The sequence below is a fragment of the Rubrobacter calidifluminis genome (assembly GCF_028617075.1).
Taxonomy (GTDB): domain Bacteria; phylum Actinomycetota; class Rubrobacteria; order Rubrobacterales; family Rubrobacteraceae; genus Rubrobacter_E; species Rubrobacter_E calidifluminis.
Genome location: NZ_JAQKGV010000005.1, coordinates 133,025 through 148,384, shown reverse-complemented (window position 1 = coordinate 148,384; position 15,360 = coordinate 133,025). Strand labels below are relative to the sequence as shown.

The 15,360-nt window shown below is 67.0% G+C and carries 16 protein-coding genes; 7 read left to right on the top strand and 9 right to left on the bottom strand.

Translation table 11 applies throughout. The annotated features are described in order from the left end of the window. Nucleotides 1-2: 2 nt before the first annotated feature. The 5 genes from PJB24_RS05915 to PJB24_RS05895 form a co-directional block, all read right to left on the bottom strand. Nucleotides 3-1,064, bottom strand: coding sequence for a D-alanine--D-alanine ligase family protein (locus tag PJB24_RS05915; protein WP_273843705.1), 1,062 nt, complete (start codon nucleotides 1,062-1,064; stop codon nucleotides 3-5). A 72-nt stretch (nucleotides 1,065-1,136) separates the two neighbouring features. Next, nucleotides 1,137-1,691 carry an HDIG domain-containing metalloprotein gene (locus tag PJB24_RS05910; protein WP_273843703.1) on the bottom strand — a complete coding sequence of 185 codons (555 nt, stop codon included), beginning with the start codon at nucleotides 1,689-1,691 and terminating at the stop codon, nucleotides 1,137-1,139. A gap of 56 nt (nucleotides 1,692-1,747) precedes the next feature. Next, complete coding sequence (locus PJB24_RS05905) at nucleotides 1,748-2,233, bottom strand: hypothetical protein (protein WP_273843700.1); 486 nt, start codon at nucleotides 2,231-2,233, stop codon at nucleotides 1,748-1,750. Between the two features lie 78 nt (nucleotides 2,234-2,311). Next, nucleotides 2,312-3,013 carry a uracil-DNA glycosylase gene (locus tag PJB24_RS05900; protein ID WP_273843698.1) on the bottom strand — a complete coding sequence of 234 codons (702 nt, stop codon included), beginning with the start codon at nucleotides 3,011-3,013 and terminating at the stop codon, nucleotides 2,312-2,314. Next, entirely contained in the window at nucleotides 2,982-4,190 is a 1,209-nt protein-coding gene (locus tag PJB24_RS05895) for a 2,3-bisphosphoglycerate-independent phosphoglycerate mutase (RefSeq protein WP_273843695.1), read from the bottom strand. Before PJB24_RS05895 ends, PJB24_RS05900 begins: the two co-directional genes overlap by 32 nt. Before the next feature lie 95 nt (nucleotides 4,191-4,285). Between PJB24_RS05895 and PJB24_RS05890 the strand changes: the two genes are divergently transcribed. After that, nucleotides 4,286-5,197 carry an MBL fold metallo-hydrolase gene (locus PJB24_RS05890; RefSeq protein WP_273843692.1) on the top strand — a complete coding sequence of 304 codons (912 nt, stop codon included), beginning with the start codon at nucleotides 4,286-4,288 and terminating at the stop codon, nucleotides 5,195-5,197. Nucleotides 5,198-5,231: 34 nt separating this feature from the next. Here the strand turns inward: PJB24_RS05890 and PJB24_RS05885 are convergent, their stop codons facing one another. From PJB24_RS05885 to PJB24_RS05875, 3 genes are read right to left on the bottom strand one after another with little or no spacing between them, the layout of a single operon-like run. Next, nucleotides 5,232-6,647: an NAD(P)(+) transhydrogenase (Re/Si-specific) subunit beta gene (locus PJB24_RS05885; protein WP_420541898.1), complete on the bottom strand. Its 1,416-nt coding sequence runs from the start codon at nucleotides 6,645-6,647 to the stop codon at nucleotides 5,232-5,234. Then, the gene (locus tag PJB24_RS05880; protein ID WP_273843686.1) at nucleotides 6,647-6,955 is read right to left on the bottom strand and encodes an NAD(P) transhydrogenase subunit alpha part 2; all 309 of its coding nucleotides are present in this window, start codon (nucleotides 6,953-6,955) and stop codon (nucleotides 6,647-6,649) included. The genes PJB24_RS05885 and PJB24_RS05880 overlap by 1 nt, the downstream gene beginning before the upstream one ends. Continuing rightward, nucleotides 6,955-8,232, bottom strand: coding sequence for an NAD(P) transhydrogenase subunit alpha (locus PJB24_RS05875; protein ID WP_273843683.1), 1,278 nt, complete (start codon nucleotides 8,230-8,232; stop codon nucleotides 6,955-6,957). Before PJB24_RS05875 ends, PJB24_RS05880 begins: the two co-directional genes overlap by 1 nt. A 151-nt stretch (nucleotides 8,233-8,383) precedes the next feature. On the opposite strand from PJB24_RS05875, the gene PJB24_RS05870 reads away from it, so the two are divergent. From PJB24_RS05870 to PJB24_RS05845, 6 genes are all read left to right on the top strand, one after another. Next, the gene (locus tag PJB24_RS05870; protein WP_273843681.1) at nucleotides 8,384-8,956 is read left to right on the top strand and encodes a sortase; all 573 of its coding nucleotides are present in this window, start codon (nucleotides 8,384-8,386) and stop codon (nucleotides 8,954-8,956) included. Between the two features lie 22 nt (nucleotides 8,957-8,978). Then, a complete protein-coding gene (locus PJB24_RS05865) occupies nucleotides 8,979-9,443 on the top strand; it encodes a hypothetical protein (RefSeq protein ID WP_273843678.1) in 465 nt (154 codons plus the stop codon). 117 nt (nucleotides 9,444-9,560) lie between these two features. Further along, nucleotides 9,561-10,463, top strand: coding sequence for a Ppx/GppA family phosphatase (locus PJB24_RS05860; protein WP_273843676.1), 903 nt, complete (start codon nucleotides 9,561-9,563; stop codon nucleotides 10,461-10,463). Further along, nucleotides 10,460-12,550, top strand: a complete 2,091-nt coding sequence (ppk1, locus tag PJB24_RS05855; protein WP_273843674.1) for a polyphosphate kinase 1 — start codon at nucleotides 10,460-10,462, stop codon at nucleotides 12,548-12,550. Before PJB24_RS05860 ends, ppk1 begins: the two co-directional genes overlap by 4 nt. Nucleotides 12,551-12,557: 7 nt before the next feature. Next, nucleotides 12,558-14,138, top strand: coding sequence for a CYTH and CHAD domain-containing protein (locus tag PJB24_RS05850; RefSeq protein WP_273843672.1), 1,581 nt, complete (start codon nucleotides 12,558-12,560; stop codon nucleotides 14,136-14,138). 1 nt (nucleotide 14,139) lies between these two features. Beyond that, a complete protein-coding gene (locus PJB24_RS05845; protein ID WP_273843668.1) occupies nucleotides 14,140-14,643 on the top strand; it encodes a SixA phosphatase family protein in 504 nt (167 codons plus the stop codon). Here the strand turns inward: PJB24_RS05845 and PJB24_RS05840 are convergent. After that, nucleotides 14,640-15,305, bottom strand: coding sequence for a 2'-5' RNA ligase family protein (locus PJB24_RS05840; RefSeq protein WP_273843666.1), 666 nt, complete (start codon nucleotides 15,303-15,305; stop codon nucleotides 14,640-14,642). The genes PJB24_RS05845 and PJB24_RS05840 overlap by 4 nt on opposite strands. Nucleotides 15,306-15,360 lie beyond the last annotated feature (55 nt).

The window sequence follows — 15,360 nt, the reverse complement described above, 5'->3', positions numbered from 1 at the left end:
CCTCAGGCGGAGGACTCGGGCGCTTCTCTTCCGTGGCGGTCGAGGGCCAGCCCTATGAGACGGTCGAGCAGGTGTTCGTACGGCAGGCCGCTCGCGGCCCACAGCCGGGCGTAGACGCTGGTGGGGGTGAAGCCGGGGATCGTGTTGATCTCGTTTATGAGCAGGCGGTCCGTGCCGCGCTCGAGGAAGAAGTCCACCCGGGCCATCCCGGCGGCGTCGATCGCCTCGAAGGCCGATCTGGCAACCCGACCCACCTCTTCTGACGTTCCACCGTTCACCGGGGCGGGGACGTGCAGCTCACTTTCCCCTTCGGTATATTTCGCCTCGTAGTCGTAGAATTCGTTGTCCTTGACCACTATCTCCCCGGGGACCGAGACCTCGGGGTTTTCGTTGCCGAGCACGGCGACCTCCACCTCCCGGGCGTCGACGGCCTCCTCGACGATCACCCGTCGGTCCAGGGAAGCGGCCTCTTCGACCGCCGGGGTCAGGGACTTTCTGTCACGGGCTTTGTTTATCCCGACGCTCGATCCCAGGTTCGACGGCTTGACGAAGCAGGGGTATCCCAGAGAACGTTCGATCTCGCGGGTTATCGTCTCGCGGTCCCGCGCCCACCGCTCGCGGGAGAACCCCAGCCAACGCACCTGCGGCAGCCCGTGGTAGGCGAAGACCTTCTTCATCGTGATCTTGTCCATCGCCACCGCGCTCGCGAGCACCCCGGAGCCCACGTACGGGATGCCGGCCATCTCCAGCAGCCCCTGCAGCCTGCCGTCCTCCCCGTAAGGGCCGTGCAGGACGGGAAAGACCACATCACCCTCCAGCGAGGACGGGAGCCGTGCAGGGGATGTCGCCGGGAGGCGGCCCGCGCGTGGGGTCTCCCCGTCTGCGGCGCGTCTCTCCTCCAGTTCCCGCATGGGATCCCCCCCGAGGAGCCAGCGTCCCTCGCGGGTTATCCCGACCGGCACCACCTCATGGCGGCCTTCGAGCCCCGCGATGACGGCCCGGGCCGAGGCGAGGGAGACCTCGTGCTCCCCGCTCCTTCCCCCGAAGATGACCATCACCCTCATCCTGTCCTCTTCCTCCCCTCCGTTTCCGGGGAACAGTATCCTAGCAGAGAGGTGCCGGGGAAGCCCCTCTCTTCAGGCGACGAGGTGCAGCTCGCCGTTTCTCTCCCGCAGGGCGGAGGCGACGAACTCTATGTGTTCGTTCAGGTCGACGCCGAGCTCCTCGGCTCCCCGGACTATGTCCTCGCGGTTGACGCTCGCCGCGAAGGACTTCTGCTTCATCTTCTTTCGCACGCTCTTCGCTCCGAGGCCTTCCAGGCCCTGTGGCCGCACCAGGGCGCAGGCCACGATGAACCCGGTGAGCTCGTCCACGGCGTAGAGGGTCTTCGCCATGAGCGTCTCGCGCGGGAAGTTCAGGTAGGTCGCGTGTCCCTTTATCGCGTCGATGACGTCCTGCGGGTAGCCGAGCCGCTCCAGCTCTCGCACCCCCGTCATGGGGTGTTCCTCCGGGGTGGGGTGCTTCTCGTAGTCCAGGTCGTGCAGAAGCCCGGTTATGCCCCACCTCTCCTCGTCTTCGCCGAATCTGCGGGCGTAGGCGCGCATGGCGGCCTCCACCGCGAGCATGTGCTTGCGCAGCGATTCGCTCTCGGTCCAGCGGCGGACGAGATTCCAGGCTTCCTCACGGTCCATGCTCATCCTCCTCCCTCTTCGAGCTGTGTGTACGGCCGCGTCGCCGCGGGCCGGATTCATCTTCCACCGGAGTAGGAGACGTGGATGGTCCCCTTGTGTGCGCTGGTCTGCTGTACGGAGCGGGTCGTGTTGCCCACGAGGAGCGTCACCCTCAGCGCGCCCTTGCCTCCCTGCTTCTGTATCTTGCAGGAGAGATCCTGGCCGTGCAGCCTGTAGCTGAAGAGTTTGGGGACGGTCCCGCTTATGACCGTCTCCTCTCCCCCTGCCTCGCAGAGCCCGGAGAACTTCACCCCCCGGTCACCCTCTATGCTCAGCGTGACCTTCCGGGCGGGAGCGGTGGTCCCGGACGTGGTATCTCCCCTCCTGATCGTGGCGGCGGGGGCGGAGGAAGTCCGGATCGTGACCTGCGCCGCGCTGCTCGCGGAGATCGTGGAGGTTCCCCCGGGCGCCCCGGGGACTTCTCCCGTGCTACGCTGGGAGCAGGCGGAAAGGAAGAACAGCGCCACGACCGCGACGAGGGCCACCCCACGGACGCCGACCACGCTATGCCATGCTTTCCCGAACACCCGGATAATTCTAGCAGCCGAGCGTGGCGGTGCGTTTTCCCCGGAACGGGGTGATCATCCCACCCCGGAGAGCTCCTTGCTTTGCCGCAGAACCTCGTCGAGCATCGCCGGGGTGAGGACGCCGGTGAAGGTGTTCTGCTGGGAGACGTGGTAGGAGCCGAGTAGCACGATGTCCCCGGCTTTGTGCTCGGCGCCGTGGGCGAATTTGGGCTTTGGGCGCACCGCGAAGAGGCGCAGCGCCACGTCCCAGGCGAAGGCTCCCAGGCATAGCAAGACCCTGGCCTCGGGCAAGAGCTCCAGCTCGCGCTCGAGGTAGGGCAGGCACGCGTCACGCTCTGCGGGGGTGGGTTTGTTCTGCGGCGGGGCGCAGCGGACGGCGGCGGAGATCCAGACCCCCTTCAACGTGAGCCCGTCTTTTCGGTGGGTGGAGGTTGGCTGGTTCGCCAGGTGCGCCCGGTGGAGCGCGGCGAACAGGAAGTCCCCCGAACGGTCGCCGGTGAAGATGCGGCCGGTACGGTTCGCGCCGTGGGCGGCGGGGGCGAGGCCCACGATCACGACCCGCGCCTGCGGGTCCCCGAAGCCGGGGACCGGACGCCCCCAGTACTCCTCGCCCCGGTAGGCGGCCTTCTTCTCGTGTGCCACCTGCTCTCGCCAGGCTACGAGCCTGGGGCAGCGACGGCAGGAGACGATCTCGCGCTCGAGCGCCGCCAGCTCCGCGGGGAGCTTACGCCCCGTAGCGCTGGAGCTTGAGGGCATGTCCCATCAGCAGGCCCATTATCTCCTCGGCCGGGAAGACCCCGAGCGAGCCGCCCGCGCACGCCCGCTCGCCGAAGGAGTCTGCAGTGGGCAGGGTGTAGGGGGAGTGGAGCAGGAACGGGACGCCGTGCCAGGAGTGGCTCTTGAGCTTGGCGGGGGTGCCGTGGTCGCCGGTCACCGCGAGCACGTCGGGCCCGAGGTCGAGGAGGCGTGGGATCTGGGCGTCGACTGCCTCGATGACGCGCGACTTCCTCTCGTGGTCGCCGTCCTCGCCGGCGGAATCGGTCGGCTTGACGTGGACGAAGAAGAAGTCGTGGTTTTCCCAGTTCTCCTCGAGCGCGGAGAACTCGTCGGCTATCTCGCTCCCGGTCTTAAGGAGCTGCATCCCGGCGAGCCGGGCCAGCCCCCTGTACATCGGGTAGACCGCGATAGCGCCCGCGTCGAGCCGGTAGGTTTCGTCGAAGGAGGGGAGGGCCGGATGCATCCCGAAGCCGCGCATCAGGACGGTGTTCGCCGGGTGGTCGTCCGCGAGGATCCCGTTCGCCTGCTCGATGAAAGCGCCCGCGATCCGGGCGCTCCTTTCTGCCTCCTTCGAGTCGTCGGTCGGCTTTACGGGGAGCGGCTCGAGGCCGGTGCGCTGCGGGTCGGAGTCCGAGAGCGCGTCCGAGAGGCCCTCGCCCCGGAAGATCACCACGGCCCGGTACTCCTTCTCGTGCAGGACGAAGGTCTCGACGCCCTCTATCTCGACGCCCGCGTTCAGCTTCTTCACCAGCTCCTCGCCCTTCTCGGAGGGGATGCGCCCGGCGCGCCGGTCGGAGATCTTGCCGGAGGAGTCTTTGGTCGCGAAGTTGAGCCGGGCGGCGAGGTCGCTCTCCTTGAGGTCGAAGCCGACGCCCAGAGCGCTCAGGACGCCGCGTCCGACCCGGTAGCGCAGCGGGTCGTACCCGAAGAGGCCCAGGTGTCCCGGGCCGCTGCCCGGGCTCACCCCGGCCGCGACCGGGCGCGAGAGACCGAGGTCCGAGGCGGCGGCGAGGGTGTCGAGGTTCGGGGTGTCCGCCGCCTCGAGCTCGGTCCTGCCGCCGGGCTCCATCGGGAGCCCCCCGAGCCCGTCCATGACGAGCAGCACGATCTTCGAGTCGGTCTTGACGGAGAGCTCGCGCATGAGGTTCAGGTCCATCTCAGAAGGTCCTCCTCTACTCCAAAGAAGCCACAGCGAGTCTACCAGAGAGCCCCTGTATAATCCGGGTCTGTGGCGACCTGCAGAGGGGGAAGATGAGAATAGAGACCATCGATTTGAACTTCCTCGGCACCGAGCACATCATAGCCTCGTATCTTCTGCGCGGCGAGGGCGCGGCGGCGCTGGTGGAGACCGGTCCCACCACCTGCCTCGAGGCGCTCGAGGGCGGGCTCAGGGAGCGTGGCGTCGCACCGGAGGAGGTGACCCAGGTCTTCCTCACCCACGTCCACCTCGACCACGCCGGGGCCGCCGGTCATCTGGCGGAGATGCTGCCCCGGGCGAGATTCTACGTGCACCGGGTGGGCTACCCGCACCTCGCAGACCCCACGAAGCTTCTGGCGAGCGCGACCCGCATCTACGGCGAGAGGATGGACGAGCTGTGGGGCGAGGTGCGTCCGGTGCCGGAGGAGAGGCTCGAGGCGCTGCCGGGCGAGGGGGAGGAGATAGAGCTCGACTGCGGCGGGGTGCTGGTCGCGCACGACACTCCGGGACACGCCTACCACCACCTGGCCTACCACGAGCCGGAGAGCGGGACGCTCTTCGCCGGGGACGTCGCCGGCATCCGGATGCCGGGACGCTCCTACATCCGCCCGCCCACGCCGCCGCCGGAGGTGGACGTCGAGGCCTGGAGGGAGAGCATCCAGAAGATCCGACGGATCTCCCCCGCGAGCCTCCGTCCGACGCACTTCGGCTGCTACGAGGACGTCGGGCGTCACCTGAACGAGCTGGAGCAGCGCCTGGAGGACTGGCTGCTCTTCGTCGAGGAAAGAATGGAGCGGGGAGCGGAGCGCGACGAGATCGTCGCCGCGCTCGAGAGCAAGGGTGATGAGGAGCTTCGCGCCGAGGAGATCGACCGGGAAGAGGGCGTTCACTACGACCTGGCGGGCAACTACCCGATGCTCGTCGACGGTCTGATGCGCTACGTGCGGAAACGCGGCAGAAGGTAGGATCACCTCGCCGGAACGGCGGGTCTGAAGGTCGCTACTGGCCGCTCTTTACGGCCGCGATGATATCCTGCAGGCCCTGCTTGGCGTCGGCGAAGAGCATCATCGTCTTCTCGGTGTCGTAGAAGAGCGGGTTGTCCACCCCGGCGAAGCCCGGGGAGAGGGAGCGTTTGACGAAGACGACGTGTCGGGCGGACTTCACGTCGAGGACGGGCATGCCGGAGATGGGGCTCTCCACCTCTGGGTCGCTCGCGGCGGGGTTCACGACGTCGTTGGCGCCGACGACGATGACGACGTCCGTCTCAGCGAACTCGTCGTTTATGTCCTCCATGTCGTAGAGCCGGTCGTAGGGGACGTCGGCCTCGGCGAGGAGCACGTTCATGTGTCCCGGCATCCTCCCGGCGACCGGGTGGATGGCGAACTTCACCTCCTTGCCGCGCTCCTCCAGCAGGCGGGCGAGATCTGCCATGGCCCCCTGCGCCTGGGCGACGGCGAGGCCGTAACCGGGGACCATGATCACCTTCTCCGCCTCGTAGTTCAGGAGCGCGGCCACGTCTTCGGGGCTCGCCGCGTTGACCGGGCGTTCCTCCCGCTCTCCGGACTTCTTCGCCGCCGCCCCCGAGACGCTGGCGAAGAGGATCTTGCCCAGCGGTCTTCCCAGGGAGCTACTCATCAGTCGGGTCAGGATGGTACCCGAGGAGCCGACGAGCGTCCCGCTTATGATGAGGACGTAGTTGCTCAGGACGAACCCGCTCATCGCCGCCGCGAGCCCGGTGAAGGCGTTCAGGAGCGAGATGACGATCGGCATGTCCGCCCCGCCTATCGGGACGACCAGGAGCACCCCGAGCCCGAGGGCGAGGAGGAACAGGACGGCGATCGAGGCGAAGGGGGAGAGGAACGGTAGTATCGCCCCGCCGGAGATCGCGTTCGCACCGCACAGCAGCGCGACGAGGAGGACCACGGCGTTCACGGTGCGCTGCAGCGGGAAGGAGACCGAGCCGGTGAGGAAGAGGTCCTGCAGCTTGGAGAATGCGATGACGCTCCCGGCGAAGCTCACGCAGCCGATCAGGATGCTCAGGACCGCGGTTATCGAGCCGACGAGCGTCTCCGGACGGGTGCCGAGCACATCGGTCTGGTAGAACTCGGAGAGCGCGATCAGGGCGGCCGCACCGCCGCCCACCCCGTTGAACGCGGCGACCATCTGAGGCATCGCGGTCATCTTGACCTTCTGGGCGCTTACGGCGCCTATCGCCCCGCCGATGACCATCCCGGCGAGGATCTCCGGAAGGCTCAGCGTCCCGGTGATGAAAAGCGTGGTGCCGAGCGCGATGAGCATCCCGAAGGCGGAGATCGAGTTGCCCGAGCGGGCGGTCTCGGCCGAGCGCAGCCGGCGGATACCGAAGATGAAGAGAACGGCGGCGAGCAGGTAGGCGAGGAAGGCGGGGGCGGCTATCACCGGCGGCGTCTCCTCCTCGCCGGTCGGGCGCGGAACATCTCGAGCATGCGGTTGGTGACCCAGTAGCCGCCCATCACGTTCATCGAGCCGAAGACGACCGCGATGAAGCCTATGACCTTCGTGAAGGTGTCGCCGGGGGCGGCGAGCGCGAGGATCGCCCCGACGAGCACGATCCCGTGGATGGCGTTCGTCGCGCTCATGAGCGGGGTGTGCAGCAGGCTGGGGACACGCGTGATCAGCTCGAAGCCCAGGAAGGCGGCGATGACGAAGACGGCGAACTCGGAGAGAAGGAGCGTGCTCGACACTAGCCCCGCCCCCTCTCCAGCGCCTCGCGGGTGGGCGCGTGGCTGATCTTCCCGGCGTGCGCGATGCAAGCGGAGGCGGTGATCTCGTCCTCGAAATCGAGCGAGAGCTCTCCCTCCGGGGCGAGGTGTTTTATCACGTTCTCCATGTTGCGCGAGTAGAGCTGGCTCGCGTGGATGGGCATCATGCCTGGGACGTTGACCGGACCCATGATCTTGACCAGCCGATGCTCGACGGTCTTGCCGGCCTCGGTGAGCTCGCAGTTGCCCCCGCTCTCGGCGGCGAGGTCGACGATCACGGATCCCGGCGCCATCTCCTCTGCCATCTCGCGCGTTATGAGGATCGGAGCCCTCCTCCCCGGTATCTGGGCCGTGGTTATGACGAGGTCCGTCGTGTGCAGCTCCCTGCGGATGAGCTCCCGGTCCTGCCGCTGCTTCTCTTCGGGCTGGAGCGTGGCGTAGCCGCCGGTCCTCTTCATCGACTCGGCCTCGGCGGAGGTCTTTCGCCCGTTCTTCTCCCGTTCTTCCGGGGGCTCGGCGAAGGAGTTGAAGCCCAGCGCGACCATGATCCTGGCAAGCCCCTTCGGCTCGTACTCCTCGTAGGGCTCCTCTTCCTCCTCCGGCTCCTCTCTCTCGGGCTCCAGAAAGCGGGCGCCCAGGGACTCCACCTGCTCCTTGACCTCCGGGCGGACGTCGAAACCGGTGACCTCGGCGCCGAGCCTGCCGGCTGTGGCTATCGCCTGCAGCCCGGCGACCCCGGCCCCGAGCACCAGGACCTTCGAGGCCCTCGTGGTCCCGGCGGCCGTGGTCATCATCGGCAGGTATTTGCCGAGCGCGTTCGCCCCGAGCAGCACGCTCTTGTAGCCCGCGATCGAACTCATCGAGGAGAGCGCATCCATCGACTGCGCCCGCGAGATGCGCGGGATGGCCTCGAGCGAGAAGACCGTCACGCCCCTTGCCGCGAGCCTCTCGACGAGCTCCGGGTACATCGGGCCGTTGAGGAAGCAGACGAGGAGCTGCCCCTCACGCATCAGCTCGGCCTCCTCCGGGGAGGGACGGAGCACCTTGATCACGGCGTCGGATTCGCCGTATACCTCCTCCCGGGCTTGCAGCACCCGCGCTCCAGCCTCCGCATAGGCGGAATCCGGATTGTACTCCCGGCCCGCACCCGTCTCGACCAGAACCTCGAACCCCAGGCGTGCAAGCCGCGCGACCGTCTCCGGTACGAGCCCGACCCTGTTCTCTCCCTCGGATCTCTCCCTCGGGACCCCCAGTTTCATGGGGAGCATTCTATCGTACCGTATGGTTCTTTACACCTTGGTCAGAGCTGGAAATGTAACCTGCGAGGAATCTTTCTGTAACCGGGCTGTTATCCATCTGGTGTATCCTTTTCACCGTCCGTTCCGGAAGGACGTTGCCGGAGGAGGGAAGATGAGGACCTACCGCAGAAGAAGGAGAGGGAGGGTGCTCTTCGGCAGCCTGCTCTCTCTGGTCATGATCCTGGCCGGGCTCACGATAATAAGCTATGCGATGTTTGGCAATCCGCTCTCGGCCTACGCGGCCCACGGTGCGCCGGACAACACCAGCATGCGGCTTACGGTGCCGGCGATGGCTCGGGTGCACGACGTGCCGGTCTACAACGGACCGACTACCGACGAGGAGGACCTGAACCGCGGGGCGCTGCACATCTCGAGCACCGGCTACCCCTGGCAGTCCGGGTCGAACACCTACATAGCCGGCCACCGGCTCGGGTACGCGGGAACGGGGAGTTTCCTCCTCTTCTACGATCTGAACAAGCTGCACAAGGGCGACGAGATCATCATCACCGACGCCAACGGCACCCGCTACACCTACCGCGTCTTCCGCAGGGTCGTCGTCTCGCCGGACAACCTTAGCATCATGCAGCCGGTCCCCGGCAAGACCGTGGTGAGCCTGCAGAGCTGCACGCTCCCGACCTACACCCACCGCCTCGTCGTGCAGGGCGAGCTCGTGAGCGTGAGCTGAGCGGGTCGCTCGGAGCCGTCGCGTGAGCGCGGTCTACTTCGCCGAGGAGCAGTGGGCGTGGCGGAACCGGCTTCTCCGGGTGGCCCTGGCATCGGGAGCGGCCTTCCACGTGCTGTGGTGGCGGGCCGGCGGCAGGAAGCGGGTCCTCGTGGAGGGACTCTCCTGCACTGCTGTCACCTCTCTGCTTGCCGCCGCGCGGCTCTCGGTGAGGGTGGGGCCTGAGGGTCTGGAGATCCGGTTCCGGCCTCTGTTGCGGCGCCGGATCCCCATCCGGGAGATAACCTCCTGGCAGGTAGTCAGGTACCGGCCGCTGGCCGATTATGGCGGGTGGGGTATCCGCTGGTGCCCCGGCGGCCGGGCGTACACCGTCTCGGGCGACAGGGGGGTCAGGATCACGCTCGAAGACGGACGGGAAGTGCTGGTGGGCTCACATCGTCCGGATGAGCTCGCCGACGCGATAGCCCGGGCCAAGGGAGTGGTTTTTTAGCAACTGCCGGACGCCGACTGCTTCATGGTAGGGGATGACTTCGAGCAGTCTGCCCATACCCTGCACCGGATGGGGGCGGTATGATAGGCACGGTGCTCACAACGGCGTGGAGGGGCCTTGAGCCGTCATTCGGTCATAGACGTTGGATCGAACACCATACACCTGCTGGTTGGGGAGGTGGAGGGTGGGCAGGTCATTCCGGTGGCAGGGGAGAAGATCTCCGCCCGGCTCGGCGATGGAGTGGCCAGGACCGGCCGCATCAAGCCGGAGCGGCTCTCCCTGGCGGCAGAGGTGATAGGCCTCTTCGCCCGGATGGCTGCGATGAACGGGGCGTCGGAATCGCTCATCCTTGCCACCAGCGCCGTCCGGGACGCTGAGAACGGCTACGAGCTCGGCGAGCGGGTACGTGAGCTGACCGGCTTGAAGATGCATCTCATCTCAGGGGAGGAGGAGGCGGAGCTGGGTTTCAGGGGGGCGGTCTCGGCGGCTGGAAACTCGCTGGAGGGGCCGGCGCTCGTCGTGGACCTCGGCGGGGGTTCCGCACAGCTCATATTCGGTGATGCCTGCCGCGGTCCGCTCATGGAGGTCTCGCTGCCGCTCGGTTCCAACCGCACCACGGAGTGCTTCGTGGGTGGTGATCCGGCCGGAAAAAAGGAACTGCGGGCTCTGGAGGAGCACGTCAGAGGGATGATGCCGGGGTGGAGCCTCGCGCCGCGGGTGACGGTCTTGGCCGTCGGAGGTTCGGCACGGGCGATCCTCAAGATAACCAGGGAGAGGCTGACGGTCGAACGGCTCAGGAATCTCGTGCAGGAGATCACGAAGGTTCCTTCGGCCGTGCTCGCGCGCGAGCACGGGCTCACGCCGGAGCGGGCGCGGGTGCTGCCGGCGGCGGTGACGACCTTCACGGCGATCCTGGAGCACTTCGGCAGGCCGGAGATGAGGGTCGTTCGCGGGGGTCTGAGGGAGGGTGCACTGCTCGCCCTTGCGGGGGATGTCAACCCGGAGGAGGTGAAGTCTTGACCGGGACGATGGGTGGAGAAGAGCGGAAGGTTAACCTCTCCGACCCTTCGCTTTACGTCAACCGGGAGCTCTCCTGGCTCTCTTTCAACGAGCGGGTGCTGGCGCAGGCGTGGGACGAACGGCATCCGCTCCTGGAGCGGGTGCGCTTCGTGGCGATCTCTGCGACGAATCTCGACGAGTTTTTCATGATCCGGGTCTCGGGGCTGCAGCAGCAGGTCGCTGCGGAACTGCCCAACCCGGTGCCGGACGGCATGACTCCGGAGGAGCAGCTCGCACGCATCCATGAGCACACCAGGAGTTTCATGGCCGAGCAGCGGGAGGTGCTCGAGAGGGTGCTCCTGCCGGCGCTGCGCAGGGAGGGGATAAACCTCGTTCCCTACGCCAGGCTGCGCAAGGCCGAGAAGCAGGAGCTCAAGGAGAGGTTCGTCAGGGACATCTTCCCGGTCCTGACACCGCTCGCGATAGATCCAGCACATCCTTTCCCGCACATCTCCAACCTCTCGCTTAATCTGCTGGTCGTGATCGAGGATGAAGGGCGACGGGTGATGGCCCGGCTGAAGGTGCCCACGACGATAGACCGCTTCATGCGGCTCTCCGGGGAGGAGTTGGTCCAGAACGGCAGGAGACCCGAGATCCGGCTCGTGCGTGTAGAGGAGGTCATAGCGGCGAACCTGGAGGAGCTTTTCCCCGGCAAGAAGGTGGCTGCCAGTTACGTCTTCCAGGTGACGCGCAACGCGGATTTCGTGATCGAGGAGGACGAGGCCGCGGACCTCCTGCAGGCCATAGAGGACGAGCTTGAAGGACGCTGGTTCGGCCAGAGCGTGCGGCTGGTCGTGACCGAGGAGATGCCAGAGGAGCTCAGGGAATGGCTTGCGATCAACCTGAGGATAGACCGCCAGTCGGTGTACGCGGTCCCGGAGCCGATAGGTCTGGGAGATTTTGACAAGCTCGTACACCTCGAACGCGCGGATCTGCTCTACCCGCCCATAGCTCCCCGGGTGCCCGACGCGATCCGCAGCGCCAGCTCCATCACCTCGGCGATCCGCCAGGGGGACATCCTGCTCTACCATCCTTACGACTCTTTCGCCCCGGTCGTGGAGTTCGTCCGGGCCGCGGCCGAGGACCCGAACGTGCTCGCGATAAAGCAGACCCTCTACCGGGTGGGAGCGAACTCGCCTATAGTGGAGGCGCTCGAGAGCGCGCGCGACGAGCAGACGCAGGTCGCCGTGCTGGTGGAGCTCAAGGCTCGCTTCGACGAGGAGCCCAACATAACCTGGGCCCGCCAGCTCGAGGCCCGGGGGGTCCACGTGGCCTACGGGCTTGTGGGTCTGAAGACTCACGCGAAGGTATGTCTGGTGGTCAGGAGGGAGGGACAGGGTCTCAGGCGCTACGTTCACCTCGGTACCGGCAACTACAACCCCTCGACCGCCAGGGTCTACACCGACTTCTCCTACTTCACCGACGATCCCGGGCTCTGCGAGGACGCCTCGGATCTCTTCAACTACCTCACCGGATACTCCTCGCAGCGGGAGTACAACACCCTGCTCGTGGCCCCGCTGACGCTGCGGGAAGGGATGATGCGGCTTGTGGAGGAGCAGATCGAACGCGCCAGGGGCGGCGGAGCGGCCCGCATCACCTGGAAGATGAACTCGCTCACCGACCCGCAGATCATCGAGGCCCTCTACCGGGCTTCGCAGGCCGGGGTGAGGGTCGATCTCATCGTACGTGGCATCTGCTGCCTGCGGCCGGGGATAGAGGGTGTGAGCGAGAACATCCGGGTGGTTTCCATAGTCGGGCGCTTCCTGGAGCACGCCCGGGTCTTCGCCTTCGGCGAGGGGGAGGACGAGAAGCTGCTGCTCGGCAGCGCGGATATGATGCAACGCAACCTCGACCGGCGCGTCGAGCAGGTCTTCCCGCTCAGGGAGGAGCGGCACCGCAGGCGCGTCAGGCGCATCCTGGACCTCCAGCTCTCCGATACGGCGAACGCCTGGGAGATGAGGCCCGATGGAACCTTCAAGCGCCTGCGCCCGGGGGAAGGAGAGGAACTGCTGGACAGCCAGGCGATCCTGCTATCGGACCCCGGCTGATCGCGTGATGGGTGACCATCGGGAGGTGGAGTGGCAGTTCGACGCCACCGGACTGGAGGCGGTGACCCGCTGGCTCGAGGAGTCTGGCTCGCGAGGGGCGCTGACGGTGGTTTCTGAAGGTGAGCGGGAGCTGACCGACACCTACTACGACACCGCTGGCTGGCGCATCTTCCGGGCCGGGTACGCGGTGCGCGTGCGCCGTTTCGGGGACGGTGGGGCCGAGGCGACGATGAAGGCCCTCACCCCCGGCGATGGATCCGGTCTCAGACGAAGGCGGGAGATCTCCGAACCGCTGGATGGCGGGCTGCGCAAGGGGGTGGGGCCGGTGGGCGAGCGGGTCGGGAACCTGGCGGGGCCGAGGGGGCTGAGACCCTTGTTCGAAGCCAGGACCCGGCGGCGCGTGTACGCCCTGCGTCGGGGGGATGTGCGGTTTGGTGAGGTGGTGCTAGACGAAACCCGGGTGATCTCGCCCGGCGGTGGGGTGGCCGCGGAGATGTCGCGGGTCGAAGTCGAGACCGAAGACGATGCCCTCCCCGTGATCGAACCCTTCGTGAGAGATCTCCGGGAAGGCTGCTGCCTCGAGCCCGCCATGGCTTCGAAGTTCCGGGTCGGTCTGTCCGCCGTGGGGCTGGAGGCTCCGGGACCGCCGGAGTTCGGGCCCCGGGTCTTCGGCATGGATTCGACCGCCGGTGAGGCTGCGTTCGCCGTGCTGCGGGTCCACTTTGCCAGGTTCCTCTCCCACGAGGGTGGAGTCCGGCTCGGGGAGGATCCGGAGGAGCTGCACGACATGCGGGTCGCGGGCAGGAGGGTGAGGGCGGCGATCAGGATCTTCGACAGGGCTCTGCCGGTGCGGTTGAGGGCGATGGAGGAGGACATCAGATGGATCCTGGACTTCCTTGGTGAGGTGCGCGATCTCGACGTGCAGCTGGAGAGACTCAAGGAGCTGTCTCCGGATGGCTTTCGGGAAGTGGAAGGGGCTATATCGGAGCTGCGCGGCGTGCTCGAAAGGCGCAGGGAGAAGGCTCGCTCCGAGCTGCTCCGCGCGCTCAACTCCCGGCGCTACGCCCGCTTCGTCGAGACCTTCGCTGATCTGCTGCGCGCCGGCCCCACGAGTTCGGTGGCGGCGCGCCGCCCGCTGCTGGAGGTAGCCCCGGAGATCTTGAAGGCGCTGTACCGTAGGGTGTGCAGGGCACAAGAGAGGCTCGGCGCCGGTCCTTCCGCCGGGGATCACCACCGGCTGCGCAGGCGTGTCCGGAGGCTGCGCTACGCGCTGGAGTTTTTCGTCCCGGTGTACGGCGGGCCCGCGAGGAAGTACTTGAGGCGGCTCAAGGAGGTGCAGGATGTGCTCGGGGAGCATCAGGACGCGGTGGTCTGCGCCCGGCAGATGCGGGGGATCCCCGCTTCGCGAGGCGGGGACCTCCTCCCGCAGACGCTCTTTGTCGCAGGGTACGTGGCCTGCTCCTGCGATCGTAGGGCAGGGGAACTGCGCGGCGCGCTCCCGGAGACCCTCGGACGCTTGGCGGGCGGGCGCTGGAAGCGGCTGGTGCGGAAGATGGAGAAGATGCAGCGGGCGGGAGGGGTAGGATAGCATGATGGACGTCTACCTCGTACGCCACGCCGTCGCCCACGGAAGGGACGCTTCCCGGTGGCCGGATGACTCAGGACGCCCCCTGACGCCCGGGGGACGCAGGAGGTTCGAGGCGGCGGCCGTGGGCCTCACGAGGCTGGTGTCCGGGGTCGGGCTCATGCTGAGCAGCCCGTTCGTGCGGGCTTGGCAGACGGCGGAGATCCTGGCGGAACACGGCTGGCCGACGCCGGAAGCGTGCCCGGAGCTCGAACCCGACCGTTCCCCAGAAGAGGTGCTCGGCGTCTTGAAGGAGCGGGAGGAGGTGGGATCGATGGTTCTTGTCGGACACCGGCCAAACATCCACGCGGTAGCCGGGTACCTGGTCTTCGGACGGGCGGAGCCCGCCCGGTTGAGGATAAAGAAGGGCGGAGCCCTGTTCGTGAGGTTCGAGGAGGGGCCAGAAGCCGGGAGGGGCGTGCTCGTCTGGCACCTGCCGCCGAAGGTGCTGCGCGCACTCGGGACCTAACGGGCGGCGAGCGGCACCCTGCCCGCGGACCTGAGTTCCGGACGCGCGGATCTGAGGTCGAGCAGGGTCAGCTCGACGTGGTCAACCCACACCTCACCGACGTACCAGTCCCGGAAGCCCCCGATGGCGTCTACGAGGCTCTCCGGCACGGGCGAACCCTCCGGGGCGTGGAAGTATGCCAGCGTGAGATGCGGCGGGCCCAGAGGGCGTTTCATCCCGCACTCCGTGCTCAGAAGTTCCTGCAACCGTTCCAGCCTGCCCCCGGAGTGTGTTTCGACGAATACCGCCGAGGGGAAGGCGTTGAGGTTGGAGAGCCGGACTATGAAGGGGGACGCCCCCGAGAGCGCGCTACGTGCCCTGTCCTCCAGCTCCCGGAGTTTCTCGTGAGAGATCTCGTCCCCGCTCCGGGGGGACGAGACCGGAAAGCCGAGCATGAGGAGCGTTATGTGCATGAGATCGTCCGGGTGCATGGAGACGAACGGGAAACACTGCAGTAACTCGCGTACCGGCTTCAGGCGATCGCACAGAGCGTTCGCGTCCACCCGCACGACGAAGGAGGCAGAGGTGGTGTGTCCGTGTCGCCAGGCAGGGTCCGTATGGCCGCCGAACTCCAGTTCTCCGGCCTGCCGGAAGTGCTGCCAGATCTCTTCGTAACCTCCCACACAGAGACTCTACCAGGATCCCGGGGTTCGGGAGACCTTCTTGCGGGTAATGGAG

Bases quoted from the DNA above. Each gene is read 5' to 3' on its own strand.
- PJB24_RS05915 (WP_273843705.1), bottom strand. From the start codon at position 1,064: ATGAGGGTGATGGTCATCTTCGGGGGAAGGAGCGGGGAGCACGAGGTC.
- PJB24_RS05910 (WP_273843703.1), bottom strand. From the start codon at position 1,691: ATGGACCGTGAGGAAGCCTGGAATCTCGTCCGCCGCTGGACCGAGAGC.
- PJB24_RS05900 (WP_273843698.1), bottom strand. From the start codon at position 3,013: ATGCCCTCAAGCTCCAGCGCTACGGGGCGTAAGCTCCCCGCGGAGCTG.
- PJB24_RS05895 (WP_273843695.1), bottom strand. From the start codon at position 4,190: ATGGACCTGAACCTCATGCGCGAGCTCTCCGTCAAGACCGACTCGAAG.
- PJB24_RS05890 (WP_273843692.1), top strand. From the start codon at position 4,286: ATGAGAATAGAGACCATCGATTTGAACTTCCTCGGCACCGAGCACATC.
- PJB24_RS05875 (WP_273843683.1), bottom strand. From the start codon at position 8,232: ATGAAACTGGGGGTCCCGAGGGAGAGATCCGAGGGAGAGAACAGGGTC.
- PJB24_RS05870 (WP_273843681.1), top strand. From the start codon at position 8,384: ATGAGGACCTACCGCAGAAGAAGGAGAGGGAGGGTGCTCTTCGGCAGC.
- PJB24_RS05850 (WP_273843672.1), top strand. From the start codon at position 12,558: ATGGGTGACCATCGGGAGGTGGAGTGGCAGTTCGACGCCACCGGACTG.
- PJB24_RS05845 (WP_273843668.1), top strand. From the start codon at position 14,140: ATGATGGACGTCTACCTCGTACGCCACGCCGTCGCCCACGGAAGGGAC.